Here is a 26,958-nt window from a genome sequence, read left to right as displayed (position 1 = left end):
AAAAGACGTATCTTGTATGAGCAGAGATACAGCAGTTATCATTTGAATCGAATCCACCCTCTTGAGCGCTAAATTACATTAGGGACCACAGATGTGCGTCCTTACTGGGGTCTACTTAACTGCAAATCGCTGTAATTGGTTGGAAAGAGCCGAAAATTAGTAAATGAAAAAGCTTATATTCCAAACATCCAAACAATGTATAATATATGACAAAAAATGAAAAACATAAAATATTCTAAACAACGGAACCTTTGGTTTGAAAGATTTATGGCAATTGCTGCCACAGTAAATTTAGGTTTAGTTTTGTTTAATTTAAGTTACGTACCTTGGCGAGATTTCTACTTGCGAAAACTTCCTCAAATTATTCAGATTTATGACCCAATAAAAGGTATTGAACCCCATCGAGACACAAAAAGTTATCTAGAAACAATAGACGCATTAGAAGAACAAGTCAGCAAGACAGGGTTACAGTCGCCTCAGGTAAATAGCAGACTAGAGGAAATAAGGCGTCTAAGCAACGAGATGATTGACACTAACCCATTTGCGGGAGTGAATAAGAGTGGGACTCTGGAAAAAATCAAAAAGCGGATGCGATCGCACATCGGTAACGAATCTGCAAAACAGTCCTTTGGTACTTTTTGGAGTCAGCCTTACCTATCACAAAATGGCTGGGTTAAAGAAATTAATTTTTTTAACGAGAGCATCCGCCCTTTGATTGCATCTAACTACTACCGCCAAATCGGTGAAAATGGCGAACTTGTTGATAACTTCTGGATTATTGACTTACCCTTTGTGATTTTATTTGGCGTAGAGTTGCTGGGGCGCACTTTCTTGATTAGACGGCAACATCCTGGTTTAAGCTGGTTTGAAGCGCTATTGTGGCGTTGGTACGACCTATTTTTACTACTGCCATTTTGGCGGTGGTTGCGAATCTTACCTGTATTAGTCCGCCTCGATCAAGCGCGGTTATTGGATCTCCATCCAGTGAGAAAGCAAATTCATCAGGGGATTGTCGCCAATTTTGCCGAAGAACTCACAGAAGTAGTAGTGGTGAGGGTAATTAACCAGGTTCAGGGTTCAATTCAGCGAGGTGAGTTTACGCGCTGGCTCTTACAACAAGAAAATTTACGTCCCTACATAGATATTAATAATGTGAATGAAGTGGAAGCGATCGCAAGCCTTTTGGTAAAAACAATTGTTTACCAAGTATTACCCGAAATTCAACCTGCGATCGTTGCCATTTTGCGCCACAACATCGAAACCGTCTTCCATCAAGTCCCCGTCTATCGCAACCTCCAGAACCTCCCTGGCGTGGGACAAGCCCAAACCCAATTAAGCGAACAAATGGCGACTCAAATCACAACTAATCTTTACAAAACTTTAGTTAGTGCTGTTGAAGATCCTGTTGGGGCAAAACTCACCAGTCAACTAGTACAAAGCTTTAGCGATGCCTTGGGATCTGAAATGAAGGAAAAACACGTACTTTCAGAAATTCAGAGTTTACTTTTTGACTTCTTAGAGGAAATCAAAATCAACTACGTCCAGCGTTTGTCCCAAGAAGACATAGACCAAATTATTGAGCAAACCAGGCAGCTACGAACACAAGTATCAGTTCCAGCAGTAGTGAATAAAGGTACTACTTGGACAGAAAGACGGGAAGGGTAGAGAGAGCAGAGGAGCAGGGGAGCAAGGAAACAGGGAAGCAGTAGGGAGAATACGCAATGCCCAATGACTATTGACTATCCAAGAAATGCGCTAAACTCGAATTAGGCGAATCATTATTGGTTCGTCACAAGACTTCTTGGAAGATATACCTATCGCAGGAAGTGGGTCGATGCCCACTTTTTTTATTGAATTCTCTCATGGCTCATCCTTTAGTTCCACAAATTATTGATTTAGCGACACCAGTGGCAGAAGAACTGGGATTGGAAGTGGTTGGCGTGGTTTTTCACACCAACCAAAGTCCACCAGTATTGCGGGTAGACATTCGCAATCCTGAGCAAGACACTGGGTTGAACGATTGTGAGAGGATGAGCCGTGCTTTAGAAGCTTCCTTAGATGCTGCCCAAATTGTTCCAGATGCCTATGTCTTGGAAGTGTCTAGTCCTGGGATTTCGCGGCAACTGGTAACAGACAGGGAGTTTATTTCCTTTAAAGGATTTCCTGTCATTATCTCCACTTCGCCACCCTACGACGGACAACAAGAATGGACTGGTCAGTTGATTCGCCGGGATGAGACAGCACTTTACTTAAATCAAAAAGGTCGTGTAGTCGAAATTCCCCGCTCCCTAATTACTAAGGTGCAGCTAGACGAGCACCGATAAACAAAGAGCTATGGCTCAGGAGTTAAAGACTAGAGCACTTTGGCTCAAGGCTAGAGGTTAGGGGTTAGACGTTAGGGACTAAGGGCTAGAGATTAGGGGCTAGTGTAAAGCTATCCTCTAATCTCTGGCTCTAATGCGTAGTTTTCAGTTCCCATTCGCCACTCCCCATTCCCTAATTTTTAAAGGAGATTGCTTATGTCAATGGTTACTTTACCTGGATTAAAAGAATTAATTGAAAGTATAAGTCGAGAGCGGAATTTACCCCGTCTTGCAGTTCAATCAGCTATTAGAGAAGCACTACTCAAAGGCTACGAACGTTATCGCCGCGCCCAGAATTTAGAGCGCAAACAGTTTGACGAAGACTACTTTGAAAATTTTGAAGTAGAACTCGATATTGAAGGAGAAGGATTTCGCGTTCTTTCCACCAAAACCATTGTCGAAGAAGTCAATAACACAGACCACCAAATTTCCTTAGATGAAGTTCAACAAGTAGCTCCGGAAGCGCAGTTAGGGGACTCTGTAGTGCTGGATGTGACCCCAGACCAAGGAGAATTTGGTCGGATGGCGGCGATGCAAACCAAGCAGGTATTGGCTCAAAAATTACGGGATCAACAGCGCCAGATGGTGCAAGAAGAGTTCCAAGATTTAGAAGGAACAGTCCTGCAAGCAAGAGTCCTGCGGTTTGAGCGGCAATCTGTGGTTCTGGCAGTGAGCAGTGGCTTTGGTCAGCCAGAAGTAGAAGCCGAATTACCGAAGCGGGAACAGCTGCCCAACGATAATTATCGTGCAAATGCAACCTTTAAGGTATATCTCAAAAAAGTTTCCCAAGGCCAGCAACGAGGACCACAGTTGCTTGTGTCTCGCGCTGATGCTGGTTTAGTGGTTTATCTTTTCGCCAATGAAGTCCCAGAAATCGAAGATGAAGTGGTACGGATTGTTGCCGTAGCTAGGGAGGCAAACCCCCCTTCCCGCTATGTCGGCCCCCGGACTAAAATAGCAGTAGATACGCTTGATCGCGATGTAGACCCAGTTGGTGCTTGTATTGGAGCCAGGGGATCGCGAATTCAAGTGGTAGTCAACGAATTACGCGGTGAAAAAATAGATGTAATTCGTTGGTCACCAGACCCAGCAACATATATTGCCAATGCCTTAAGTCCAGCACGGGTGGATGAAGTACGCTTAATGGACCCCGAATCCCGGCAAACTCACGTACTCGTGGCTGAAGATCAACTGAGTTTGGCCATTGGGAAAGAAGGGCAAAACGTCCGTTTAGCAGCCCGCCTGACTGGTTGGAAAATTGACATCAAAGACAAAGCTAAATATGACTATGCAGGAGAGGATACCAAATTCGCAGCCGTCAGAACCAAATATCAATCAGAGGAATTAGAGGAAGACGATCTTGACTTTGAGGAAGAATTAGAAGATGAAAATCAGGACGAATTAGAAGAGGAGGATACTTTTGACAATAACGATGACGAGTGATTGATTAATTTTGTAAAGTTTTGATACTGTAGATTGTAGTCTCAGTCTCAAGGATTATTTTCTCAAAAGCTACTTGGTATAAGTAAAAAATAGTAATAATAAACTTCTTTTTACATCCAAAATCCTGGACTGAGATCACAGAAAACCGATGAAACCAAATTATCGGCGCTGTATTAGTTGCCGCAAAGTAGGCTCCAAAGATGAGTTTTGGCGGATTGTCCGCGTCTTTCCATCGGGAAAGGTACAATTAGATCAGGGCATGGGGCGTTCTGCCTACATTTGTCCAAAAACGAGTTGCTTACAAGCGGCTCAAAAAAAAAATCGACTAGGGCGATCGCTACATGCATCAGTGCCAGAAACACTGTACCAAAGCTTGTCGCAACGTCTAGCCCGCAGCAATACCCAAAACCAAATTTAGTTGGAACAACTTTGTGACGTCATCATCATAGGAATTGTACGAGAGCCGAAGTCGTGCTTTCATCACACCCTCTGTTGATCGTTAAGGTTAGTGCCAAAATAGTAAATGGGTGTAAAAGGCATTCGACTCTCCAATAATTAAGAGGGGCGAGGCAACATTCCCAGAACAAGATGTAATCGATTGTGTTGTGGAAGACTCAGAATCAACAAAACAAGAAACTACAAAATGGCAACCTGGTAGCGCTCAGGCGCAGTTCGGCGTCAGGGGTTCCTATAAAAATCTTTTATTTAAAAAATTTTTATGGGTGTCCCTCAACCATCATTCCTGGTGGGGATGCCATTATTAAACCGAAACATCTCTCTTTCCTGATTGGAGGCACCGGCAAAATCTGAACGGCAGTCTAAAAACAGTAATCCAAGGATGGAGATGTCGCAAACCAGGCAACCATCCGCTAAAACTGTAAATTAAAGGGGAAGAGTGGATGAACAACGGCAAAGTTAGAATTTATGAATTATCAAAGGAATTGAATTTGGATAACAAAGAGCTACTAGCAATTTGCGACCAGCTCAACATCGCGGTCAAAAGCCATAGCAGCACGATTTCAGAATCCGAGGCAGAAAACATCCGCACGGCTGCGGAAAAACTCGCAGCTACGAATGTCTCCGCCAAAAAGGAACTAGGTACAACCAGCCATAAACCAAATTCACCACCAAACGGCGGACCTGCGCGACCTGCTGCACCCCACAAACAGCAAATTTTGGAAATACGCAAACCCAAAATATTGAGAAATACTACCTCCAACGCCCCAGAGGCGTCAGTTGCTACCAATACCCAAGCTGCCTTGTCTGAAGCTAATCCTCCCTCACCTCCACGGCCCTTCGCTACACCAGTCTCACCTATGAAGCCGACGGCACCAACTCGACCCGTACCCCGGAATCAATCTGAGACCCAAGAGCAACCTCCTGTCACAGACTTGGAACAAACGCCAAGTCCAAATCAGGCATCAGAAAAAATAGCATCCCAAAAACCGGAAAAAATAGTTCCAGCCAGAGCGAAACCGGAAAAACCTCAAAAACCGCAACTAGTTGCTCCTCCGGCAAGACCTGCGGCGGAAGAAGCCCAGGTGGTAGATGAGCCAGTCTCTCAGGCAGATAAACCGATCCTCAAACGCGACCAACGGCTACGGCCTGCCGAAGGCGATCGCGAACAAATTAAGCCAAGAGTTGCTAAACTGCCAACTGACCAGTCTCCACCAGGTGCACCACAAAGAACAAGCCGTCCTACCCCTGCACCCACCAGACCAGAGCAGAGGGGCAGTAGACCATCTGCACCATCGCAACTAGGAGAGGGGCAACGACCGAGACCAGCACGCCCTGGTGAAGCTGTAGCAGCCGCAATGCCGATCGCTACTCCACCTAGACAGATGTCAGGAATAGCAGGCAAATCTCAAGGATTGGGTGATGAGCCAGTCGCACCTGATCTCCTCGATTTGAAACGCCCAAGTCCACCTCGCCCCACCAAAGGCGGTAAGAAGTGGGTAGAAGAGGAAATAATTGACGAAGTTAAAGAGAAAGCTAAAGCTGGCGTCAAAGGCAAGCGGATCAAGCCGATACTGGATGATGAGTTTGAAGAAGATTTGCTAGATGATGATGATCTAGACTCACCAGCCACTGTCCAAGTCAGCCTCTCCATTGCCCGTCCTCCCAAACCGAAAGCTACTCGACCTGTGCAGATGCCAGGCGCAACCCTTGCTAGCGCCCCAACTGCTAGAGGAAGTAGAAAACCTGGTTCTAAGTCTGGTTCTGGCCGTGACCATCACAATAACCGTCGTCAACAAGAAGCCGATACAAAACGTGACCGTCCCGAGAAGGTCACGATCACAGGCCCGTTGACTGTGCAAGAGTTGTCTGACGTTTTAGCCGTTCCCGATACAGAGATTGTGAAAATCCTGTTCCTCAAAGGCATGGCGGTGAGTATCACCCAAAATCTGGATATTCCCACAATTACCCTGGTAGGGAAAGAACTAGAAATAGAAGTCGAAACCGCCGAGCGAGAAGCAGAAGCTCGGAAAATTACAGAAATGGTCGGCGCAGAAGATCTAGAATATCTCCACCGCCGTCCACCTGTCGTGACAATTATGGGTCACGTAGACCACGGTAAAACAACCCTGCTCGACTCAATCCGCAAAACAAAAGTGGCTGCTGGCGAAGCTGGTGGGATCACTCAACACATCGGTGCGTACCATGTGGATGTGGAACATGAGGGCAAACCACAGCAGATAGTCTTCCTGGATACTCCTGGTCACGAAGCCTTTACAGCAATGCGGGCACGAGGAGCACGGGTAACAGACATTGCCGTGTTGGTAGTAGCTGCTGATGATGGTGTCCGTCCCCAAACCATTGAAGCCATTAGCCACGCCCAAGCAGCGGGAGTGCCAATTGTTGTTGCAATCAACAAAATTGACAAAGAAGGGGCACAGCCAGAACGCGTCAAACAAGAACTAACCCAGTATGGTCTGACCTCAGAAGACTGGGGTGGTGAGACGATCATGGTTCCCGTGAGCGCGATCAGGGGTGAAAACCTGGATACGCTCTTAGAGATGATTCTGCTAGTAGCAGAGGTTGGAGAACTATCTGCCAACCCAGATCGTACCGCCAAAGGTACTGTAATTGAAGCACATCTGGATAAAGCCAAGGGAGCAGTAGCTACCCTGCTAATTCAGAATGGTACCCTGCATGTGGGAGATATCTTGGTAGCTGGCTCGGCTTTCGGTAAAGTCCGGGCGATGGTGGATGACAGAGGTAAGAGAGTAGACATTGCTTCTCCTTCCTTTGCCGTCGAGGTGTTGGGTTTAAGTGATGTGCCAGCAGCAGGCGACGAGTTCGAGGTCTTCCAGAACGAAAAAGAAGCCAGAGCACTCGCTAGCGATCGCGCAGACAGACAACGCCTATCCCGTTTGTTACAGGGACGTGTTACCCTTACAACCCTGTCCGCTCAAGCACAAGAAGGCGAGTTGAAAGAACTCAACTTGATCTTGAAAGGAGACGTACAAGGTTCCGTAGAAGCAATTGTGGGAGCGCTCAAGCAAATCCCCCAAAACGAAGTCCAAATCAGGATGCTGTTGGCTACTGCTGGGGAAATCACCGAAACAGATATCGACTTAGCAGCTGCCAGTAACGCTGTGATTATTGGCTTCAACACCACCTTTGCCAGTGGCGCTAGACAAGCCGCTGATGAAGCGGGTGTGGATGTCCGGGAATACAACGTGATCTACAAACTACTAGAAGATATCCAAGATGCCTTGGAAGGTCTTTTGGAACCAGAGTTGGTCGAAGAACCCTTGGGTCAAACCGAAGTGCGTGCCGTCTTCCCAGTCGGTCGCGGTGCTGTTGCCGGTTGCTACGTTCAATCTGGCAAGCTAGTTCGCAACTGCAAAGTCAGGGTGCGACGCGGCGGTAAGGTTATCTTTGAAGGCGTCCTTGACTCCCTAAAACGGATGAAAGAAGATGCGCGTGAGGTCAACGCCGGTTATGAATGCGGTGTCGGCATGGATAAATTCAATGATTGGGTCGAAGGTGACATCATCGAATCCTATCAAATGGTTACCAAGCGCCGCACTCTCACCTTAACGAGATAGTGCTGAGGGTAAAATGGTTAGAAGTTAGGAGTGGTAAATTAGGAGTTAGGAGTTAAAAGCTGCTAATTCCTAACTCCTAACTCATAACTCATAACTTTTTATAATATGCATTCATTTCGCTCTGAACCGATTTTGTGGATTCACGTCGCTGGATTGGCGACGTTGCCTATTTTTTTAATACTCTGCTTATTGTTCCTGTCTGTAGGCGAGCCGTTTTTGCCAGTCTGGATGGAGCTATTCTTAGTTGCCGCTATTGGTGTTCTACCCCTGCTATGGATGCAGTTGCGTCGTCCTTTTTATATATTTGCTCTTTTAGGAATAGCCCTAAAGCCAGAAAATCTGACTGAGCGGCAGCGAAAAATTCTCTGTTTAATTAATACAAAGTTAAATCGTATCCTGGCATTAGTGGCAGCAGTATTGTCGATTTGGGTGCTGTGGAATCTTTACCAAATTGCTCCATTAGTAGCAGATTCAGCCAAATTTCTCCCACAATGGCGCAGCCTCGCACTACTGCTGGCGGGATTAGCCTTTTTAGGCAGCAATTTATTTTTACAAATACCTGTGAGTGTAATGCGAGTTTTAGTGACTAATGACACAGAATTTGCTGGCATAGAGCCATTATCTTTAGAAAAGATTAAGCAGGATTTCACAATTTTAGGGGTGCGGGTGAATCAAATCGTGCCCCGATTATTGCAATCCTTGTTTAGGATTAATACAGATTCATCACAGCCCTGAAAGTAATATTATTTACTTTAAAAGGCTAAAAATAAGCAGTAGGGAAGCAGAGGGGCAGAGAAGAATCGGGAAATTACCGATGCCCAATGCCCCATGCCCAATGCCCAATTACCTTGCAAGTAAAAATAAAGGAATGAGGAACTATGGCTCAAATTCCAGCTTCTAGCGATCGCCAATTTTCTGCTGATACTGAAATTTGGTATAGCCTCAAATGTGCAATCTCTACTAGTTCCGGTTTTCAACGCTGGCAACTAGAACGTGATGCACAATTACAGGGAATTCGCTTGGAACAACAGGTACAACGTTATTTAAGGGAAACTTTAGAAACTTTAGCTTACTAAAAATTTAGTAAATCTTGTAAGCTTGTTTGCAAGCGACGGAGTTGACGGTATGCACCTTCCAAGCGTTTGCCATCAACTTCCACTTCATTGGTGGGATAATTTTCAATAATTTCGATTAGCGACACCTGCCCGTCTTTACTCGCAGAAAGTACCAACGCGGCTCGCAAAGCCTGTCGGTCTGCTCTCCGAGAGGGTGTATAAATAACCTGACTAATTTGATCCAAAATAATATTACCAATCCGGCTATTCAGCACTCTATCTAAAAATACAACGTTTACCTTTACCGGCTCCGTTAAATACTGACGAATGGCTTTGGGGTCTTGTCGTGCCAAAGCGAAATTAACTCGTAGCGAACGTGAAAGTTCACCTGTTTGGGCAAAGGTGGATAGCTCCTCCACTGAAAGTGATTCACGGAAAATACCATAATTTAGCACTACTCGTTCCGCAGCAAAGACAGGAGTAGACAAAAGTAGAAGACAGGTACTACCTACTAAAACTAAAGCGCGACGTAGCCCCAAAAATCTAAAACGCATTTCTCCCGATTTCCAATAGGTTTGCTTTTCCTGTGATGATATTCCAGTAGAATTAGTACTGGCATCTGGCTTTAGGGTATAGCAAAAAATTAATCCTTCAGGAGTCTTAGGGGCTTGATAATAAAAAAATACCCCACAAGATTGAATAATTTATTTATTGAAAATCCCTTAAGGTGTATTAGGAGTAAACAGAGCGCGTAGATAAGGCAGCAAGCGACTTATCCATAGACATCGCCTCATCCTCATATTACCCCTAAGAGAATTTTCTGAATAACACAATATAACTAATGTATAAGTTCTGTGATCTATCTAGGGAATTTAGCTGAATCGGTGCTAATCATCCAGTATAGTTTTGCATGGGTTTGACCAGCAGCTACAAGGTTGCTACCGTCAACCCTGTTCAACATACCGTAATTCAGCACATCACAGACTCAAAAAATGAAATATCGGGGTTTTCACATTTCTCTAGCGAAAAATTTTCGCCTTTTTTCTAGCAGTCAGCTCAGATATACTTTACGCGTGGGAGCCGGACTAACGGCAATGCTTGTTGTTTCTAGTGGGTCAATACTACTACCTGGTGAGGTTAATGCTGGTGCTACTCACCCAGAAGGTATCGCCCCAACTCTCACAGCGCAAGCTCCTGCAACAGCCGCAGTGATTTACGTTAATCCAGCAACTGGTGCAGATAGTGCTGGTGCTGGTACAACGTCAACTACACCCTACAAAAGCATCAGTTTCGCTCTCAGTCAAGCCCAACCAGGTGCAGTTATTCAACTGGCACCTGGTAACTATAATCAGGAAAGTGGTGAAACCTTCCCGCTGTTGCTTAAACCAGGGGTGACACTGCGGGGTGATGAAGCTACAAAAGGTCAGGCGATATTGATTACAGGTGGAGGTTTCTACACGAGCCGCACCTTTGCAAGACAGGACATTACCATCCTTGCCGACCAAGATACCACGATCGCTGGTGTCAGCGTCACCAACCCAAATAGCCGGGGTACAGCGGTGTGGGTGGAGTCAACTAATCCCATTATCAAAAACAGTACTTTTACTAACAGTGTCAGAGAGGGTGTTTTTGTCACAGGTACAGGCAATCCCAAAATTGAAGGCAACCTCTTTGTGCAAAACAAAGGCAATGGGATTTCAATTGCTAGAGCTGCCCAAGGAGAAATTCGGAGCAACTTATTTCAGGATACTGGTTTTGGTTTAGCGATCGGTGGTACTTCCACACCCCTAGTTGTGGAAAATCAAATTATCGAAAACCAAGATGGTCTTTTTATCTCAGAGTCAGCGAAGCCTGTATTGCGTCAGAATGTCATTCAGAACAATAAGCGGGATGGCTTAGTAGCGACTGTCAACGCTTTACCCGACCTTGGCACTAACGAAAATCCTGGTGGCAACCTTATTCGCAATAACACTCGTTATGATGTGAACAACGCTACTAAAACCGGTCAAATTATTGCTGTTGGCAACGATATTGATCAGAAAAAGATTTTCGGCTCAGTAGATTTTGTTGCCGCAGCTGTCGACGTACCACCTGGAGGGCCTGTCGCCTTTAAAGATGTGCCAGCAAATTACTGGGCAAAAACCTACATTGAAGCTTTAGCCTCCCAAAATATTATTGCTGGCTTTCCTGATGGCAGCTTTAAACCCAATGATCCTGTAACCCGCGCTCAATTCGCCACTATTGTTACTAAAGCCCTAACACCACCAACCAAACGCACAGCGATTAAATTTAAGGATGTAGCAAGCAATTTCTGGGCTTACGCTGCAATTCAATCTGCTTACCAAAGTGAATTTGTTTCTGGTTATCCCGATGGCACTTTTAAGCCACAGCAGCAAATTCCGAGGGTGCAGGCGTTAGTAGCCTTAGCTAATGGTTTGGGCTTAACTGCGAATAATCAGAATGTCCTTTCCTTTTACACCGATGCTGCCCAGATTCCTAATTATGCGATCGCTCCTGTTGCGGCTGCAACTGCACGGCAACTAGTGATCAACTATCCCACAGCCAAGCAACTCAATCCTAATCGAGAAGCGACTAGAGCCGAAGTTGCTGCCTTTGTTTATCAGGCACTCGTCAATGCTGGACGTGCTCAACCAATTCCTTCATCCTATTTGGTAACAGTTCAGTAAATGCCTAGTACCGTTGCGCGTAATTCGTAATTACGTTTTTGCAAAGGTTTCAGACATTTCAAAAGGGTGGTTTATTGCCGCTGTGCTGTACTAGTTAGCAAATTGGAAGCGCCAGACTAACAAATTATCAGTCTGGCGCTTCTAATATTGTGAGTTTTATGAATTTTAGGGTTTTTTAAACATAAAATTTGGGGTCTTTAAATATAGCTAACCCCATTTGAATGTGATTGGTTTTATGGTCAGGGTCTTTATATTGGCTGACCCCGTTTCAACGATTTCTAGTTTCTCAGAAATTTTTGCTTTTTGGGATTTCCTAATAATTTTTTTATTTTTTATCTTTTGATATTTTCATCTTTATCAAAGCATTAATAAATTTGAAGAATATAAATATATATAAAAGGAAAGCAATAAAAAAATAACCACTAAAATTTCTCCCTTCAGGAATTAGAATTTTTACCCGATTGGGTGCTTCGTTGCCGACGCTGTTCCCAGCGCCAGAGGAAGACCATTAGGGCAACGATCGCTACTTGGAGAGCCAAACTAGGCAAAGCACTCTCAACATCTCGTCCGGCAAGCACTTGGAAAAAAAAGATGAATGCACCAATGGAGCCAGAAGCACCGAAAGCGATGTAGATAAATTGTCGTAAGCCACGATAAGGAGCGGCTATTTCTGCTTTGAGGCTGGCGTATTGTTCAGGGTTAAGGCGATTTTTGGGATTTTGGTTTATCATGACTAAATCATGTTATACTCTTAGATTGTGTACGCCGATGTGGCTCAGTGGTAGAGCAGCTGATTCGTAATCAGCAGGCCGTGGGTTCAAATCCCATCATCGGCTTTGATAAAAGTATTACTCAATAGTCAAGTTTGACATAAATCAAGTGTACAGTGACTAATTATTTGTCGTCGTTGACAGATTAATGTCGTAGTGACAAATTATTGTCATCAAACTTAGTAATTTGCTTCTGTATGTATTGGTGACAAATTATCAAAACACAATTCAGGAGTCAGGAGCTAGAATACCCTTTCAGGGAAGCAAGCTACAGAATTGAATTCTGTGATTTAACACCCCTACTCCCATTTTCAAGCTAGGTGGATTATTGCAGCAAAGGAGTTGTGCCATTACCGTTAGTTGACGCATTCACAATTGCAGCTTGAGTAGGTTGAGTCGTAAGAACCGCTACAACTGGAGTAACTTTTGAACTAGATTGTTTACTTCGTTTTCGATTGGAGCCGCCAGCCTTGGAATACTCCATACTGTTTCTGCCGTAGACAGTTGCAACTCCACTTAGCATTCGTTCAGACATTTCGGAGAGAGCTTTATCCATCTGGGTTACTGTTTTACGCGATTCTTCCAGATTGGAAACCAGCGTGTTATTAGCTTCTAGCACAGCACGGGTAGTGTTGATTAGATGGTTGTAAGCTTCAATGGTTAACCCATGTCCTAAATCCAGGTTTTCATCAATAGATTTAAGCAAGGCGAGACGAAGTTGGGCTTTTTCAATAGCAGCAGATCCACGAGTTTTTAAAGACATGAGATATCCTTTTTTTTATTCCTTTTTCAAGATAGTGGAGTATCCTTTTGCATGAGATGGGTAGTTTTGTGGATTTATTTCATTAAAAGTTCAACAAAAAAATTACGACTTTGACTGTGTTTTTACTCATTTTTCATATCAATTTCTTGTTTTAGAATAAGTACAATCAGCAACAGTAATCACAAAATCAATAAATGCGAACCTCGAAATAGCAATTGCGTACTCCGAAATAACAAATGCATACCCCGAAATAGCAATTGCGAACTCCGAAATAACAAATGCATACCCCGAAATAGCAATTGCGTACTCCGAAATAGCAATTGCGTACTCCGAAATAACAAATGCGTACCCCGAAATAGCAATTGCGTACTCCGAAATAGCAATTGCGATCGCCAAATCGATAAATGCGTTTGCGTAGCCCGCACTTCTTTACGAGGGGCTGCGCGTAGCTTGCTTCCCCGTAAGTTTTTATCTCTAATACTGAGCGTATTGGGATATTATGCAGGATAATAGAGATGGTTCAATTAGCGTGTCTAAATTTTCATGCAGTTTGAGTGGGATGAGGCGAAAAATTTAGAGAATCTTCGCAAACATGAGATTGATTTCGCCGATGTTCCTGAGATGTTTGAAAGTCCAATGCTAATTGAGTTAGATGATCGTTTTGATTATCGAGAAGACCGTTGGTTCGGTATAGGTTTTCTCGGCAACGGTGTAGCCGTTGTAGTTTGGACAGAACGCAAAAATAATGTGATTCGGATCATTTCAGCACGAAGGGCAAATCGGTATGAGCGACAAAAACTTGAGAAATACCTCTCGTACTAACTGGACAGCATTGGAGTCAATGAACGATGAAGAAATTGACTACTCTGATATTCCACCATTGACAGAAGATTTTTTTCAGAAAGCTACTCTCCGAGTTCCCGCACCTCAAGCACAGCAATTGGTACAGATTGAGCCAGATATACTAGAGTGGTTTCAAGCTCAAAGCGGAGAATATAAAACCTTAATCAACTCTGTTTTACGTCGTTACATCAAAAACTGCGACGAACACAGAGCAGTGTAACAATTTAAAATTCAATATTACACCGGAACTTCCCCCTCGATTAGATGACAAGTTATATCGGGGGGTATTGCTTGATATTTACTCAAAAGCTTCTTAGCAAAACGCGATCGCATCTTTTGGAAATCAAGCGATCGCAAAATCTGTATATCGTCTGTTCACAAGTAAAAAATACTCATCCACGAGGTTCTTTCATTGGCAGAAACACATCATTTGTGATGAAATTCTACACTTTTCTGGAATTTAGGGTGTTGGTGTTGAATTTTTCTTATGATCTAGTTGCGTCTCACACCTTTGCCCATGAATGATCAGCGTCAGCAAGCCTATGTCAACCTCATTCAAAGCCTGTTGAATTGCCGTACTAACGATGAATTCCAAGAAACTTTGACAGCAAACCAAGAATTAGTAGATATTGGCTTCTTGCAGACAATAGAAGCAGTAGCACAGAGGTTTTTACAGCAAGGGGATGAGAAGACAGCGAATTGGTTGCAAGGTTTGGCAATGCAACTAGGGGAAGCGTTGAATCTAGATAATAAAGTAGATTTGCAATCTCTTAGTGAGGAGGAGATACAGACATATTACCAATTCTTGATGCAGGTACTACAAGCAACCGCAGACAGTAGAGGTAATTCTCAGGTAGTTTACCCCTTGCTGGCAAAGAATACAGACAAACTCGACGGAGTGTTAGCAGAAATATTGCGCCGTTGGGGGACAAATAGACTTGGGGAAGCGACAGCAGATAAAGCAGAATATTTAGCATCAGTTATTGTTGAATTTAGCAATCTAATAGCGCAATTCCCCTTGGGTAGCAAAGCCAGCAATATGGAAATTGCCATTACTGGCTATGAAGTCGCGTTGACAGTCTACACTAGGGAAGCTTTGCCTCAAGATTGGGCAATGACGCAAAATAATCTCGGACTTGCCTACAGGGAGAGAATAAAAGGAGATAGGGCAGATAATATCGAAAATGCGATCGCTGCTTACACTGCTGCTTTACAAGTATATACCCGTGAAGCTTTTGCTCAAAATTGGGCTGAAACACAAAATAACTTGGGCATTGCCTACTCTGAGAGAATCGTAGGATGCAAGGCAAAGAATCTCGAACAAGCAATCAATGCCTACACAGATGCTTTGAAATTTTTTAACCGTGAGGATTTGCCCTTAAAATGGGCTGAAATACAAAATAATTTGGGCAATACTTACTCTAACAGAATACTACGAGACAAAGCAGAAAATCTTGAACAAGCAATCAATGCCTACACAGATGCTTTGAAAGTTTTAACCCGCGAAGTTTCACCCCAAAATTGGGCAATGATGCAAAATCATCTGGGAATTGCTTATCATTACAGAATTAAGGGAGACCTTGCAGAAAATCTCGAACAAGCAATCAAAGCCTACACAAATGCTTTGGAAGTTAGAACCCGCGAGGCGTTACCTCAACAATGGGCAGCAACACAAGACCATTTAGGTACTGCTTACTATAAAAAAATACTGATAAATCCGGCAGAAAATACTGAACTTGCTATTAAGGCTATTAAGGCTTATGAACATGCTTTGGAAGTGAGAACCCGCGAGGTTGCACCCCAAGATTGGGCAATAACGCAAAATAATCTGGGGAATGTTTACTCTATCAAAATTACAGAAGAACCAGCCGATAATTTTGAAAAAGCGATCGCTGCTTATACTGCTGCTTTAACTGTCAGAACCAAAGAAGCTTTGCCTGAAAACCATGCAGAAACTTTGTTTGGACTGGGAAGAACTTACCAAGACACAAACAAGTTTAACTTAGCATACAATACTTTTGAGTCTGCCATTGTCACCATAGAATCTTTGCGAGAAGAAATAGTATCTGGAGAAGAAAGCAAACGCAAACAAGCGGAACAGTTCAACAAAGTTTATAGCTGTATGGTAGATGTTTGCACAGAATTAAATAAGATTACCGAAGCAATTGAATATGTTGAACGTAGTAAAACCCGCAATTTAGTTGAACAGATCCTTGAACGTGATTCTAAAACCATCTTCCCTCCAGAAGTATTCCCTCAATTAGAAAAATACAGGGATGAAATAGCCGTAGGACAATATCAAATCCAAAATGGCAAAGCTGAAAATCCCAAAGTCCTTGCACAACATCTACAACAGTTACGACAGCAGCGTAATGAATTGCAAAACCGCTATTTACCCGTTGGTTATGGTTTCAATTTCGACTCCTTCCAAGGTTCTTTGGATGAGCATACAGCCATTATCGAGTGGTATATTCTCAACGATAAAATTCTGGCGTTTATTGTCACAAAACAAGGAGAAGCAACTGTTTGGCAATCCCAAACAAGAGACTTAGAAGCCTTGTATGATTGGCTAAATCAATATTTGCAAAACTACTACAATCAAAAAGACCAATGGCTGAATAGTTTAGGGGTAGAACTCAAAAAATTAGCCTCAATTCTGCACATTGATGAAATATTAACCCAGATACCAAACCACTGCGATAAACTCATCCTAATTCCCCATCGATTCCTGCACTTATTCCCCCTTCATGCACTACCAATAAATCAAAATTCTGAAAATTCGTCTTGTCTTCTGGATTTATTTGCTGGTGGTGTGGGCTATGCACCCAGTTGTCAACTACTGCAACAAGTACAACAGCGACAACGCCCTGATTTTCAATCTCTATTTGCAATTCAAAATCCTACAGAAGACCTGAATTACACCAATTTAGAAGTACAAGTTATTCAAAGCTACTTTAATACTTCCAACGTTCTGAAAAAAACAGCAGCGACACTCACAGCAATTAATAATACTGACTTAAACACTTACCACTGCACTCACTTTAGCTGTCACGGGTCTTTTAACTTAACAAACCCCGGTAAATCAGCCTTAATTTTGGCAAATGCACCCATCGCAGACACCCCAACAAAACCCGACTCCGAACGTTACCTGAATTTACGAGCAGGGGAAACCTACGATTTAGAAAAATGTCTGACTTTAGATAAAATATTCACTCTCAAATTAGAAAAATGTCGCCTTGTCACCCTTTCCGCTTGCGAAACTGGATTGATTGATTCTAAAAATACGAGTGACGAATACATTGGTTTACCTGGCGGTTTTCTGTTAGCTGGTAGTCCCAGTGTCGTTAGTTCACTGTGGAAAGTAGATGACTTGTCTACCAGTTTTTTAATGATTAAATTCTACGAAAATTTATTCACACTTGATAACCTAGAAGCAGGAGATATTGCCATAGCTCTTAAGCAAGCTCAAATATGGCTACGAAATCTGACTATTGAAGGATTAGACAGATTTTTAGAAGAACACAAACCCCAAATTGAAAAAGTCTTGGCTCAACTCAGAGTAGGACAACGTATCAGGTTTCAAGAATCTTTGGAACGAATCAAGCAACGTCAACCCCTACCTTTTGCAAATCCTTACTACTGGGCTGGATTTACAGCATCTGGACGTTAAGCACCAGATTCAGGGACTTGACAAAACTTTTTCGCCCCCAGTTTAAACACCAATATACTAAGTGCAGTGGCAGTACCCAAAGGAATACCTGTACTAATTGCCAATGGTTCTATAATTGGAGCAATTAATCCTGATTCTAAAAACTCTCTGACTTCCTCTTGACAGAGGAATTGGCGACATCTTTCTAGCAAATCATTTAACGATCTATCTGCTTCCTGTGCAGTTTCCCGCATAACCAACAGTGGAACAGCATCATCTAAATAGCCTTCACACTTTTCTATAGCATCCAAAGCCGCTAAAGCAGCCTCTGGACTATCGACCAACTGGTTGCGAAACTGAGTAATTTCCTCTGGTGTAACGGTAATCATTTAAATAAATACACGAAATTTCAGCAATTATACCTCTAATAGTTTCGCAGAAAGCTTTTAACAAATCGAGACAGTTAGCGATCGCCTTCGTGGATAGAGACAATCAAAAACTATAATGAATGCATAAAGCAACCAATACAGGCAAGGTTAGGAAAATCTAAACAATGCAGTCTCATAAAATTTCAGAGCAGAGGCTACTTGAAAAAATTCAAAAGCTGCCTCCCGAACAAGTTTTGCTAGTTGAAGATTTTATTGATTCTCTGGCTCTGCAAAATGCAGACCATAGCCTTACCTTTGCAGCAGCAAAACTTTCTGAACCAGTTCTGCTCAAAATCTGGGATAACCCTGATGATGCAGAATATGACAAACTATGAATTTGGTGATGTTATCTATTTTGGGTTGATATGCGATCGCACCTTCAAATCAAAGCCTAGACTTATCACTCAAACTCAGTTTCGCAGAAAGTTTTTAACAAATCGACACAGTTAGCGATCGCTCCTAAATGAGCAATTTCATAACCGTGGGTATTTTGGGTGGGAAACGCTAAACAAGCAGCACGTCCAACATGGCCAAATTTCATCGCAATCGAAGCATCACTGCCAAATCCGCTCAGAGTTGTGAATTGTATTGGCATATCGAGTTGCTTTGCACTATGGCGCAATTGACTATTTAACCCCTCATCATATATTCCATAGGCATCTTGAGATAAAAGTACAGGACTTTCCCCATCTTTAACGGGATATTCCTCAGATAATGGACAAATTTCTAAAGCAATTAAGGCATCCAAACGCTGATTTTGGGTGAAAAATAGCGCCCCAATTGCTCCTACTTCTTCTTTAGCTGATGCTACTAAATAAACATCAACAGCAGGCTGTTTCAGGTTTTCAGCCAAGGCTAGCAAAATGGCAACAGAAGCTTTGTTATCCAAGGTGTAACCGGCAATATGATTCTTTAACCGAATTGGACGCTTGCGATGTTTGCCGATTACCATTCTAGTTCCAGGTCGAATGCCAGCTGCTTCTAATTCCGCAGATGTCAGCTTCGTTTCAATCCAGGCATTTTCCCACTTAACAGTTGTATCTTCCTGCTGGACTTTTTGGGGCGATTCGTGGGAAACGTGGCGGGAACCAAAGCTGAGAATACCGCTAATGGTTTCGTTATCTCCGATTAAATCGACAACACCTTCACCATAAACCCACGGGAAAGAACCACCGAGTTTGCTGACTTTGACACGACCTTCATCACCTATATTCTTGACAATTGCGCCAATTTCGTCTTTGTGTGCGGTGATTGCGATCGCTCGGTCTGGATTTTTCCCTGGAATTTTCGCAATAATATTATCGGCGCGATCGCACCAGACTTCTATACCCAGCGCCACAAATCGTTGCATTAACAACTGATTAATCTCAGCTTCTACACCACTAGGAGAATGGTGCATAACTAATTCTTCGATAATTTCAAATAAGCGATCGTAATCCCACATCAATACAGTTAGTTTAGTTTTCAACTGTTGTATGAGACAATTGTGCATCAACAACCCGGACTACTGATACAAGTGCTGACCTTTTTTGTTGACGCTTCAGCACTCCTAGCGCACCAAAAGCACCAAGGGCTAAAATTCCCAAGTTTATCGCAGGTTCAGGGACAGACTTAGCCTCAATCGCCGCTAGTGCAGTATCTGCGACCAACTTATGAACGCCTGTTGTTGGATGCACAGAGTCAAAGAAGAAATAATCGTTTGGTTGAGAACATACACTTGTGATTGTCTGTAAAGTCCCTATTACGCAAGGGGTAGCCACATCTTTAAACCCAAATTCCCCTGGATTTGTTTGTACTTGATTAAATAAGGAAAACACATCCACAGAAATCAGATTCAGGTCAGAGTTATTGCTAAACTTGCCTATTTCCTCTGCTAATCTCGTGTTGTGGTCATTTGTCAAACCAGTCAAGTTACCAGATTGACCTGTTGCGAATGCAAATGGAATCTTGCCCAAATCGGGTAAATTAAAGACTAAAATATTTTTTGCGCCAGATGAGGCAAGTAACCCTACTGCATCTGATAAATTCTGGACTGTTTGAGCCGGATTGATAGCTTGACCAAACAGATAATCATTTGCACCTCCCGATACAGCATAAAGTGCATTTGGATCAAGCTTCTGATTGGCTTGGAAAATCGGTTGTGTCAACAAGCCGACTTGTTCCAGTACTCCTGGTAACGGTGCATTAGGAACAACAGCATTACCCTGACCAGAATTAGCGCCGCCCACAGCAAAGTTAATACCTTGATTGGGAATATTTGGATTTAAAGTAATGTATGGAGAGGGTTTTAATCCTAGTTGCTCTCCGAGGTAGTCTACCCACACCCGCTCATTGGAAAAACGCCCTTGAAAGTAGGGTGGATCTTGGGGAATGGCTGTTGTCGGAGCAACTAAACCACCAGTAGCAGCGAAAACATTGCCAGTATCAGAAAGACTGTCGCCAAATACATAAAATTTGCTAAAGCTCGCAGCATTCGCTTTGAGCGGCAACATAAAAGAAAATAGAACAAATCCTGCTGCTACAGCTTGTTTTTTCATATTTGTTTTACCCGTGATATTTTTTAGCTTGTTTAAAAGCAATGAAAGGGCTATAGTTCGACAACTTGTCTTTTGAGTTACTTCAAAACTAAGTAGGTCTATTGAGTAACTTACGTTGTTTCACTTAACTATGCCTCAAAAATTCATCAAACACAGGTAAAAACGCTGAAAATACTTAGATTTACCTTTTCTTAATAAAAAATAGTTTTTGTACAAAGAAATGGCAAAATTTACCTCCCAAAAGGTTTTAATTGCTCGCTTTTATGCTGATGATAGACCAACCGCCTTTTAACTTTGCTTTAATTTCAAAGCCTCAGCAGCCGATACACCCTCACCCTGTGTGCCGAAATACCACAAAGCCGTAGCAGCCTCAGCACGAGTTACTGGTTTTTTGGGTTGAAACAGAGTCGTATAACCAAACACCCGCCGAATATTTGATTGTTCGCTATTCTGGTAATCAGCCAACACTGCTCTTAAAGCTTTGGGGTCAATTCGCCCTGCATCTTGGAAACCCCAAGTTTGTTTGACCGCATCTAAGTTGGCAGAGGGTAAAGCTTGGCGAGTATCTAGGGGTAATTTCCACAGTAGTAACTGTTCTCGCGTTAGGGGTGCATCAGGACGAAACAAAACTACTGTAGAATCTCCAGACAAAGGACTAGGAATTAACCCAGCCTCAGCTAATCCCTGAATTGCTGGGAAATCAGGGTCTTTTGCCGACACATCACTAAAAGCTGGTTGAGTACTTTCTGATGCCAAGCGAATTTGTTTAGCTGGATTGCTGGCATACATGGCATTGTTAGCAGCAATTAGCCAACGGGCGTATTCCCGATGTGTAACGATTTTATTGGGTTCAAACTGGTTAGTTATAGCAGTAGAGTTGCTCTTAGTTGCCTTTGGTTCTAGAGCCAAAACACCTAATGCAGCCAAGTCTTGGATGTGTTGCCGCCATTCTTGCGGTACCTTATTCAGATCGTTGAATTCCTGAGATTCAGGTGTTGCTGTAGGAGTTGTTTGGTTATTAGCTGTACTTGGTGGCTGCGCTGCCAAGTTTGTAGGTGGTATTGGGCCAATAAACTGGGTATCTCCTGGTTGCGGAACGGCGTTAGTAGTTTCGTTAGAACTTGTAGTTGGGGTAGGTTGTGCCGTTGCAGTACTATTCGGTACGTACTCAATTAGTAATTCAGTAGCTGTTTGGGGTTGATTAAGTGTAGCGTTGGTAACTGATTTAGGCTGAATGGAAACCTTCAACAGCAAATCGTTCCGACGTGCCTCAAAAGCACCTCCCGCATCATCTGTTGGCTGTTGCAAAATCTGCCAGTTATTTGTTTGAAACTGGCTACTATAAAAGCTAGTAATAAAGTTGCTGGGGTCAGAACTTAACCAACGAGTTGAGACTCTGTTTTCTGAGCCACTAGCAGGTGTAACTTCCTGTAGTTTGGCATTGGAATATAGTGGGATATCTTTGGGAAAATCAGATGGTAACTGAAGTGTTGATTCGTTTTGCTGTGCTTGCGGTTGGTTACCCTGAGATTCTCCAAAGACAACTGGATTGCTTTGCAGCTTAGGATCTGCCGCCAAAGATTGCTCAAGGTTTTTGGCGACTGGACTGTTAGCACAGGCTGTTAACGAAGTGAGTAGAACAGCCCAAATTAGAAATACAGCTGGACGTTTACAGGGAAGCACAGGAAATCACAAGTTGAGTTTCAATTCCTACCCTAGCGCAGACTGTTCATTAAATGTGATTGGGACATTGGACATTGCGAAGAAACAAGGGAGAAACTTGTTTAATAATTCTCCCTTGTCCCCGTTGTCCCCTTGATCTCTCTCTCTTCCCCTGCTTATCTTCGCCTTGGTGAAGATGATATCTCAAAAAATTAGTAAACGGTAGCTTTTGCTACCGTGTTGTCTTCGTTCTACGCTTATTTGTTTTACGCTTATTTATATAGTTCCCTAAAAATCTAGCAAACTAACATTTTCGGAAAAAAAATAGAAATAAAGCTGTAATACTTGCTATACAAGAGTTGTATGATTTGGATGCTTGAAGTAAGTACTCCACCACAGGGATTATGAAAGCTTAAGAGAGTTCATAGTAAGTACTTTAGTGATTAGATGAGGGCTAGAGCCACCCACTATGAACTGATCAAAATTAATGTGGCAGACTACCAGATTGTGAATCAGTTTTTCAGATAGTTCTGTAATTATTCAGTTGCCAGAGCGGATAACTGATTGATAACTCACCAAAAAACAATGTAGCTACCAAAAGCTTTAATCTTCTTCCAGATACACTATCAGTCAGGCGATCGCAAAGCAATGGAAGTGATAGACTAGGATTAAAGCCCCCCTTAGCCTCACTCAAGGAGGGGAATAGATCAAGTTCGCTAACGCTGGCTTCCAATCGATTCTGGAAATTATTCATCTGACGATGGTAAGCTGAGTAAGGCAATAGGCAGAAAATGCCAGTGTTAAGCAATTTCAGGAACTTAGCGTAAGTTTGTGGTTCTTGGAGTCCGGGGCCATAGGCAAAGCAGCCAAGTGTCGCGGCAGTTTCCCTAATATCTATAAATAGATTTTCTGGGGAAATGCTACTTGTGCTGTAGTCAAGAGTTTCTTGGCAGCTTCGAGAGCAGTAAGTGCTTCCTCTAGAAATGCGTAGTTTACCGCCGTAGGCATCGCCTCTATGTTATCCAAAGCTTTCTCTGGGGCAATCCATCCCCTGTTATTCTGGGATAGGGCAACGGTTCTTTAGGAAGGCTGGGCACAGGGTGCGCTTTACAAGTTATAGAGGCAGTACATAGTCAGCTATGACTTTTTACCCAATCCTACAAATGATTGGGTAGAGGCAAAAAAGACACTTCATCGGATGCACTGGCGGTTGAGAAAACCCTCTACAAACTTGGTCTGAACAGTTAACAGCTTCCTGATAGATTAGATACAATTAGCATCTGCGTTTGCTTGGGTGATCGCTTGTTCAAAGCGAGTACTCTAATTGACATGCTGCTCCACTAGCCGATTTGACATAGTATTAAAACTTTTACCTGCTAGCTCTGGCGAAAATTTTTGATTCAGGGCAAATTAAAACTTATATTCAAGAGCAAGGATGTTTCTTGGAGATGAAGTCAGCGAAAAAGGGGCAAAAGGTTGAAAAACATATGTCTGATGTCAAAAATTCAGGTCTGATAAGAGTATGAAAATCTAAAATAGATATTAAATTGAAGAAAAACAACGACCATTGACAACCGTCAGTCCATTTTACTTTCTGTAAAGCGTCGCCAGGTTGTTACCAGTGCTGAAACACGATTACATGCAAGTTTCCCAGGATCAGCCTATTTATTCTGAGGCTCCACTCCAGCTGTTACTGTTTGTCGATGGACGCCCAAAGTCCCGACAGCAGGTACAGCGAATACGTGCTTACTTAAAAGAATTGCAGGCTGAGTATAGTTTTGAACTTCAAACTATCGATGTTGGACAACAACCTTACTTAGCAGAACACTTTAAGCTGGTAGCAACGCCAGCTTTAATCAAAATCCATCCCGAACCACGACAGGTTCTGGCTGGGAGTAATATCATAGCGCAATTGAAAAACTGGTGGCCTCGTTGGCAAGTCGCTGTAGACGCTTACTTAAAATTACAGGAAGACTTGCAAGAATGTATAGACGACAATTCTAGGGTGACATTACCCAAATCTACTATCCGTTCAGTTGCTGTTTCTGCTGAACTAATCCGACTCTCAGACGAAATTTTTCGCTTGAAACAGGAAAAAGATAATCTCCAAGAGCAGCTACAGTTTAAAGATCGGGTAATTGCTATGCTGGCGCACGATCTTCGTAATCCCTTAACTGCTGCCGCGATCGCTATTGAAACTCTCCAATCTAACTACAATTTAGAGACAGGGCAATTCCAGCGCCTTAAGCCATCGATGACGGCACATCTATTAAAACAAGCCCGCAATCAAACTAAGGTCATTGACCGGATGATTGCCGACCTTTTACAGGTAGGTCGTGGTAAAGATACAGAGTTTCCTATCTTACCACAAAAAGTACAGTTAGGCAAACTGTGCTTAGAAGTTCTGGAAGAATTGTGCGATCGCTACACCGCCAAATCGCACGAGGTAGAAACAGATATTCCTAATGACTTGCCATACGTATATGCTGACCCAGAACGCATCCGCCAAGTGCTAGTGAATCTGTTGGATAATGCCATCAAATATACACCAGAAGGTGGCAAGATTAGCGTTGCCGGATTACACCGCACTACCCAAAAAGTTCAGTTTAGTATTGGCGATACTGGGCCTGGTATTCCTGTAGAGAATCGCGATCGCATCTTTGAAAACCACTTCCGCCTACAACGGGATGAAGGTACAGAAGGTTACGGAATTGGTCTTTGTTTATGCCAACGCATCATCCTGGCACATTATGGCCAAATTTGGGTGGACTCTGCCCCCAATAACGGAGCATGGTTCCACTTCACACTACCAGTTTATCCTTCTTAGAGATTGGTCATTCAAAATGACTAACGACAACTAAGAACTTGAAACAAAGCGATCGCGTCCCCCAGCCTTTGCTTGGTAGAGTGCCTTATCTGCCTGGACAATCAAATCTGAAGGTGATGATTCCCAAGTGGGGACAACAGTTGCCACGCCCATGCTTAGGGTGACATACTGACTCACCGCAGACCCGTCGTGAACAATTTGCAAATCTTTAATTCCCGCTTGTATCGCTGCGGCAACGTGAACTGCTCCAGATGCAGGGGTGTATGGCATAATCACAGCAAATTCTTCGCCACCATAACGCGCTACCAAATCCTGATGTTTTTGGGCTTTAAGGTTTAAGACAGCACCCACTTTTTGTAAACAGACATCCCCAGCAGGATGACCATATCTATCGTTATAAAACTTAAAAAAGTCGATATCACACAAAATCATTGATAGTGGAGATTCCTCTTGTGCGAGATTAATCCACTGAGTATTGAGATAATCGTCAAAGCGACGACGATTAGCCAACTCAGTTAAACCATCTACATTGGCCAGGTGCTGCAAAGCTTGGTTTGCTGCCTCCAATTGTTTGTATACTTGCGCTTGCTGTAGCAGTCGGCGCAGGCGCTGGCGCAATACAGGCCAGTGAATTGGCTTAGTGACATAATCAGTCGCCCCTGCATCAAAAGCACGGTTTACAGAGTCCTCATCGTCCAAACATGTGATCATCAATATGGGAGTGCGCTCCCATATCTTCGAGATAACAGTATTGTTAAGAGTCGAGTCAGTATCAAAGGTTGCAAGGGCCGATATTAAATTATTCCTGGCAATCTGGAGCAAGTGCTTACAGCAGGTAAAGCCATCCATCACAGGCATTACAGCATCTAGCAAAACTATATCCGGTTTGATCGTCTCGTAAGCATCTAAACATTGCTTCCCATCATTGACCTCGACCACTCGATAACCTTCTTGTTCCATAGCTTTACGCAACAACACTCGGATGGTCTTGTCATCATCAGCCACTAGAATCAGTGGTGGTTGCTTAGAAAGAGAAAATGGGCTTATGCCTGACATGAGTTGCCTTCCACTTGCGGGACTATCCGAGAAAAGGCTGTGCAACTCAATCGCATAGGGGCGATCGCTCTTTTTATCAATGCCAGAATTTGCGGCAAAGGTGTGTCTGGCTTCACAATCAACTGTTTTTTGACAATAGACTGCTCAATGTTAGTGAGCCAAGCAAGCGGTAGATAACTAAGTTGCATAGACAATCTATAATTGGAACACGAAGGCAATTGTTACCTTTTTGTTCGGCTATGGTTATGGGAGGAAATGTTACTTTTATATTTCCCCATTGTTAAAGTTAAATTACAATTTTTTGGAGAATTGCAAATACACACCTTACTTATTTAATTTTTTAGTTAGTTTAGAAACTTTGTGAGACAGGGCAAAATAATTCCCAAAGTGCGCTTAGAAGATAGCTAATACTAAATAGTAATATCACTTGGCTTTAATTTATTTAGTCTATTCGATAAGTGTTGCAAAGATTTAGTATAATTACATATAATTGAAATTATACTTGGTTTAAGACTTTGGGAGCATCCACTTTTGGCAGAAAGACTTAAATAGTTAACAAACCATTGAGATAAGCACAACGAATAGAGAGGATGTGATTAACACTATCAACATTCCACTGTGCGCCAGAAATTTTAATTCTCGCACCAATTTGTTTAATAGCAGATTCAACTGCTCCAGAACCAATAGAACAAAGTTGTTCAGCCTGGTAATAGGCATAGTTGACAATACGAGAGCGATGTTTTTCAAGATAAGCAATGAAGTTCTTCGCCTGTTTACCTCGGCAATGAAGAAATAAAGCTTGAGTATTATCTACCTGACC

At 42.9% G+C, this 26,958-nt stretch carries 25 protein-coding genes, 1 tRNA gene and 1 pseudogene; 15 read left to right on the top strand and 12 right to left on the bottom strand.

Going from position 1 to position 26,958, the window contains the following annotated elements; all coding sequences use genetic code 11:
• Positions 1–216 precede the first annotated feature (216 nt).
• From F8R90_RS21365 to F8R90_RS21335, 7 genes are all read left to right on the top strand, one after another.
• Positions 217–1,665 (top strand): hypothetical protein, encoded by a 1,449-nt coding sequence (locus F8R90_RS21365; protein WP_196512350.1) that lies wholly within the window; start codon positions 217–219, stop codon positions 1,663–1,665.
• A 197-nt stretch (positions 1,666–1,862) separates the two neighbouring features.
• The gene (gene rimP, locus F8R90_RS21360) at positions 1,863–2,324 is read left to right on the top strand and encodes a ribosome maturation factor RimP (RefSeq protein ID WP_196512349.1); all 462 of its coding nucleotides are present in this window, start codon (positions 1,863–1,865) and stop codon (positions 2,322–2,324) included.
• A 195-nt stretch (positions 2,325–2,519) separates the two neighbouring features.
• Entirely contained in the window at positions 2,520–3,806 is a 1,287-nt protein-coding gene (nusA, locus tag F8R90_RS21355; protein WP_190894784.1) for a transcription termination factor NusA, read from the top strand.
• Between the two features lie 148 nt (positions 3,807–3,954).
• The gene (locus tag F8R90_RS21350) at positions 3,955–4,224 is read left to right on the top strand and encodes a YlxR family protein (protein ID WP_196512348.1); all 270 of its coding nucleotides are present in this window, start codon (positions 3,955–3,957) and stop codon (positions 4,222–4,224) included.
• A gap of 481 nt (positions 4,225–4,705) precedes the next feature.
• Positions 4,706–7,861 carry a translation initiation factor IF-2 gene (gene infB, locus F8R90_RS21345; protein ID WP_196512347.1) on the top strand — a complete coding sequence of 1,052 codons (3,156 nt, stop codon included), beginning with the start codon at positions 4,706–4,708 and terminating at the stop codon, positions 7,859–7,861.
• Positions 7,862–7,966: 105 nt separating this feature from the next.
• Positions 7,967–8,596 carry a low-complexity tail membrane protein gene (locus F8R90_RS21340; protein WP_196512346.1) on the top strand — a complete coding sequence of 210 codons (630 nt, stop codon included), beginning with the start codon at positions 7,967–7,969 and terminating at the stop codon, positions 8,594–8,596.
• A gap of 143 nt (positions 8,597–8,739) precedes the next feature.
• Positions 8,740–8,937, top strand: a complete 198-nt coding sequence (locus tag F8R90_RS21335; RefSeq protein ID WP_069073454.1) for a hypothetical protein — start codon at positions 8,740–8,742, stop codon at positions 8,935–8,937.
• On the opposite strand, the gene F8R90_RS21330 is transcribed toward F8R90_RS21335, so the two are convergent.
• Positions 8,934–9,470, bottom strand: coding sequence for an alpha/beta hydrolase (locus F8R90_RS21330; RefSeq protein ID WP_196512345.1), 537 nt, complete (start codon positions 9,468–9,470; stop codon positions 8,934–8,936). The two genes, F8R90_RS21335 and F8R90_RS21330, sit on opposite strands and share 4 nt — an antisense overlap.
• 438 nt (positions 9,471–9,908) lie before the next feature.
• Here F8R90_RS21330 and F8R90_RS21325 point away from each other — a divergent pair, with 438 nt between their 5' ends.
• Positions 9,909–11,603, top strand: coding sequence for a DUF1565 domain-containing protein (locus tag F8R90_RS21325; RefSeq protein WP_196512344.1), 1,695 nt, complete (start codon positions 9,909–9,911; stop codon positions 11,601–11,603).
• Between the two features lie 437 nt (positions 11,604–12,040).
• On the opposite strand, the gene F8R90_RS21320 is transcribed toward F8R90_RS21325, so the two are convergent.
• Complete coding sequence (locus tag F8R90_RS21320; RefSeq protein ID WP_196512343.1) at positions 12,041–12,334, bottom strand: DUF3493 domain-containing protein; 294 nt, start codon at positions 12,332–12,334, stop codon at positions 12,041–12,043.
• A gap of 33 nt (positions 12,335–12,367) precedes the next feature.
• Between F8R90_RS21320 and F8R90_RS21315 the strand changes: the two genes are divergently transcribed.
• Positions 12,368–12,439: transfer RNA gene (locus F8R90_RS21315), tRNA-Thr, on the top strand.
• Positions 12,440–12,698: 259 nt separating this feature from the next.
• Here F8R90_RS21315 and F8R90_RS21310 read toward each other — a convergent pair.
• The gene (locus tag F8R90_RS21310) at positions 12,699–13,136 is read right to left on the bottom strand and encodes a hypothetical protein (protein ID WP_196512342.1); all 438 of its coding nucleotides are present in this window, start codon (positions 13,134–13,136) and stop codon (positions 12,699–12,701) included.
• 543 nt (positions 13,137–13,679) lie between these two features.
• On the opposite strand from F8R90_RS21310, the gene F8R90_RS21305 reads away from it, so the two are divergent.
• From F8R90_RS21305 to F8R90_RS21290, 4 genes are read left to right on the top strand one after another with little or no spacing between them, the layout of a single operon-like run.
• On the top strand, positions 13,680–13,958 hold the full coding sequence (locus F8R90_RS21305; protein WP_196512341.1) for a BrnT family toxin: 279 nt from the start codon (positions 13,680–13,682) through the stop codon (positions 13,956–13,958).
• Entirely contained in the window at positions 13,921–14,199 is a 279-nt protein-coding gene (locus F8R90_RS21300) for a BrnA antitoxin family protein (protein WP_181927838.1), read from the top strand. Before F8R90_RS21305 ends, F8R90_RS21300 begins: the two co-directional genes overlap by 38 nt.
• A 44-nt stretch (positions 14,200–14,243) precedes the next feature.
• Positions 14,244–14,504, top strand: coding sequence for a hypothetical protein (locus F8R90_RS21295; protein ID WP_196512340.1), 261 nt, complete (start codon positions 14,244–14,246; stop codon positions 14,502–14,504).
• Positions 14,497–17,649 (top strand): CHAT domain-containing protein, encoded by a 3,153-nt coding sequence (locus tag F8R90_RS21290; RefSeq protein ID WP_196512339.1) that lies wholly within the window; start codon positions 14,497–14,499, stop codon positions 17,647–17,649. The genes F8R90_RS21295 and F8R90_RS21290 overlap by 8 nt, the downstream gene beginning before the upstream one ends.
• On the opposite strand, the gene F8R90_RS21285 is transcribed toward F8R90_RS21290, so the two are convergent.
• Complete coding sequence (locus F8R90_RS21285; RefSeq protein ID WP_196512338.1) at positions 17,646–18,017, bottom strand: hypothetical protein; 372 nt, start codon at positions 18,015–18,017, stop codon at positions 17,646–17,648. The genes F8R90_RS21290 and F8R90_RS21285 overlap by 4 nt on opposite strands.
• 164 nt (positions 18,018–18,181) lie before the next feature.
• Here F8R90_RS21285 and F8R90_RS21280 point away from each other — a divergent pair, with 164 nt between their 5' ends.
• Positions 18,182–18,391 carry a toxin-antitoxin system, antitoxin component, Xre family protein gene (locus F8R90_RS21280; protein ID WP_196512337.1) on the top strand — a complete coding sequence of 70 codons (210 nt, stop codon included), beginning with the start codon at positions 18,182–18,184 and terminating at the stop codon, positions 18,389–18,391.
• 65 nt (positions 18,392–18,456) lie between these two features.
• Here F8R90_RS21280 and F8R90_RS21275 read toward each other — a convergent pair whose 3' ends face one another.
• From F8R90_RS21275 to F8R90_RS33510, 5 genes are all read right to left on the bottom strand, one after another.
• Entirely contained in the window at positions 18,457–19,500 is a 1,044-nt protein-coding gene (locus tag F8R90_RS21275) for a M42 family metallopeptidase (RefSeq protein ID WP_196512377.1), read from the bottom strand.
• A gap of 13 nt (positions 19,501–19,513) precedes the next feature.
• Positions 19,514–20,593, bottom strand: a complete 1,080-nt coding sequence (locus F8R90_RS21270) for an SGNH/GDSL hydrolase family protein (protein ID WP_196512336.1) — start codon at positions 20,591–20,593, stop codon at positions 19,514–19,516.
• A 288-nt stretch (positions 20,594–20,881) separates the two neighbouring features.
• Positions 20,882–22,276, bottom strand: coding sequence for an S-layer homology domain-containing protein (locus tag F8R90_RS21265; protein ID WP_196512335.1), 1,395 nt, complete (start codon positions 22,274–22,276; stop codon positions 20,882–20,884).
• A 499-nt stretch (positions 22,277–22,775) separates the two neighbouring features.
• On the bottom strand, positions 22,776–23,009 hold the full coding sequence (locus tag F8R90_RS21260) for a hypothetical protein (protein WP_196512334.1): 234 nt from the start codon (positions 23,007–23,009) through the stop codon (positions 22,776–22,778).
• 140 nt (positions 23,010–23,149) lie between these two features.
• Positions 23,150–23,281, bottom strand: coding sequence for a hypothetical protein (locus tag F8R90_RS33510; RefSeq protein ID WP_269141782.1), 132 nt, complete (start codon positions 23,279–23,281; stop codon positions 23,150–23,152).
• A 595-nt stretch (positions 23,282–23,876) separates the two neighbouring features.
• Between F8R90_RS33510 and F8R90_RS21255 the strand changes: the two genes are divergently transcribed.
• The gene (locus F8R90_RS21255; protein ID WP_196512333.1) at positions 23,877–25,082 is read left to right on the top strand and encodes a histidine kinase; all 1,206 of its coding nucleotides are present in this window, start codon (positions 23,877–23,879) and stop codon (positions 25,080–25,082) included.
• 30 nt (positions 25,083–25,112) lie between these two features.
• Here the strand turns inward: F8R90_RS21255 and F8R90_RS21250 are convergent, their stop codons facing one another.
• From F8R90_RS21250 to F8R90_RS21240, 3 genes and pseudogenes are all read right to left on the bottom strand, one after another.
• The gene (locus F8R90_RS21250) at positions 25,113–26,138 is read right to left on the bottom strand and encodes a response regulator (RefSeq protein WP_196512332.1); all 1,026 of its coding nucleotides are present in this window, start codon (positions 26,136–26,138) and stop codon (positions 25,113–25,115) included.
• On the bottom strand, positions 26,126–26,326 hold the full coding sequence (locus F8R90_RS21245; RefSeq protein ID WP_196512331.1) for a hypothetical protein: 201 nt from the start codon (positions 26,324–26,326) through the stop codon (positions 26,126–26,128). The genes F8R90_RS21250 and F8R90_RS21245 overlap by 13 nt, the downstream gene beginning before the upstream one ends.
• A 356-nt stretch (positions 26,327–26,682) precedes the next feature.
• A pseudogene (locus F8R90_RS21240) lies at positions 26,683–26,958 on the bottom strand (ISKra4 family transposase); the annotation flags it as partial.

This window comes from Nostoc sp. NZL (assembly GCF_015714705.1).
GTDB classification, from domain to species: domain Bacteria; phylum Cyanobacteriota; class Cyanobacteriia; order Cyanobacteriales; family Nostocaceae; genus Nostoc; species Nostoc foliaceum_A.
The sequence above is the reverse complement of the archived record's forward strand: the minus strand, read 5'-3'. Positions and strand labels throughout refer to the sequence as shown.

Bases quoted from the DNA above. Each gene is read 5' to 3' on its own strand.
- F8R90_RS21365 (WP_196512350.1), top strand. From the start codon at position 217: ATGAAAAACATAAAATATTCTAAACAACGGAACCTTTGGTTTGAAAGA.
- rimP (WP_196512349.1), top strand. From the start codon at position 1,863: ATGGCTCATCCTTTAGTTCCACAAATTATTGATTTAGCGACACCAGTG.
- nusA (WP_190894784.1), top strand. From the start codon at position 2,520: ATGTCAATGGTTACTTTACCTGGATTAAAAGAATTAATTGAAAGTATA.
- F8R90_RS21350 (WP_196512348.1), top strand. From the start codon at position 3,955: ATGAAACCAAATTATCGGCGCTGTATTAGTTGCCGCAAAGTAGGCTCC.
- infB (WP_196512347.1), top strand. From the start codon at position 4,706: ATGAACAACGGCAAAGTTAGAATTTATGAATTATCAAAGGAATTGAAT.
- F8R90_RS21340 (WP_196512346.1), top strand. From the start codon at position 7,967: ATGCATTCATTTCGCTCTGAACCGATTTTGTGGATTCACGTCGCTGGA.
- F8R90_RS21335 (WP_069073454.1), top strand. From the start codon at position 8,740: ATGGCTCAAATTCCAGCTTCTAGCGATCGCCAATTTTCTGCTGATACT.
- F8R90_RS21330 (WP_196512345.1), bottom strand. From the start codon at position 9,470: ATGCGTTTTAGATTTTTGGGGCTACGTCGCGCTTTAGTTTTAGTAGGT.
- F8R90_RS21325 (WP_196512344.1), top strand. From the start codon at position 9,909: ATGAAATATCGGGGTTTTCACATTTCTCTAGCGAAAAATTTTCGCCTT.
- F8R90_RS21320 (WP_196512343.1), bottom strand. From the start codon at position 12,334: ATGATAAACCAAAATCCCAAAAATCGCCTTAACCCTGAACAATACGCC.
- F8R90_RS21310 (WP_196512342.1), bottom strand. From the start codon at position 13,136: ATGTCTTTAAAAACTCGTGGATCTGCTGCTATTGAAAAAGCCCAACTT.
- F8R90_RS21305 (WP_196512341.1), top strand. From the start codon at position 13,680: ATGCAGTTTGAGTGGGATGAGGCGAAAAATTTAGAGAATCTTCGCAAA.
- F8R90_RS21300 (WP_181927838.1), top strand. From the start codon at position 13,921: ATGAGCGACAAAAACTTGAGAAATACCTCTCGTACTAACTGGACAGCA.
- F8R90_RS21295 (WP_196512340.1), top strand. From the start codon at position 14,244: ATGACAAGTTATATCGGGGGGTATTGCTTGATATTTACTCAAAAGCTT.
- F8R90_RS21290 (WP_196512339.1), top strand. From the start codon at position 14,497: ATGAATGATCAGCGTCAGCAAGCCTATGTCAACCTCATTCAAAGCCTG.
- F8R90_RS21285 (WP_196512338.1), bottom strand. From the start codon at position 18,017: ATGATTACCGTTACACCAGAGGAAATTACTCAGTTTCGCAACCAGTTG.
- F8R90_RS21280 (WP_196512337.1), top strand. From the start codon at position 18,182: ATGCAGTCTCATAAAATTTCAGAGCAGAGGCTACTTGAAAAAATTCAA.
- F8R90_RS21275 (WP_196512377.1), bottom strand. From the start codon at position 19,500: ATGTGGGATTACGATCGCTTATTTGAAATTATCGAAGAATTAGTTATG.
- F8R90_RS21270 (WP_196512336.1), bottom strand. From the start codon at position 20,593: ATGAAAAAACAAGCTGTAGCAGCAGGATTTGTTCTATTTTCTTTTATG.
- F8R90_RS21260 (WP_196512334.1), bottom strand. From the start codon at position 23,009: ATGAATAATTTCCAGAATCGATTGGAAGCCAGCGTTAGCGAACTTGAT.
- F8R90_RS21250 (WP_196512332.1), bottom strand. From the start codon at position 26,138: ATGTCAGGCATAAGCCCATTTTCTCTTTCTAAGCAACCACCACTGATT.
- F8R90_RS21245 (WP_196512331.1), bottom strand. From the start codon at position 26,326: ATGCAACTTAGTTATCTACCGCTTGCTTGGCTCACTAACATTGAGCAG.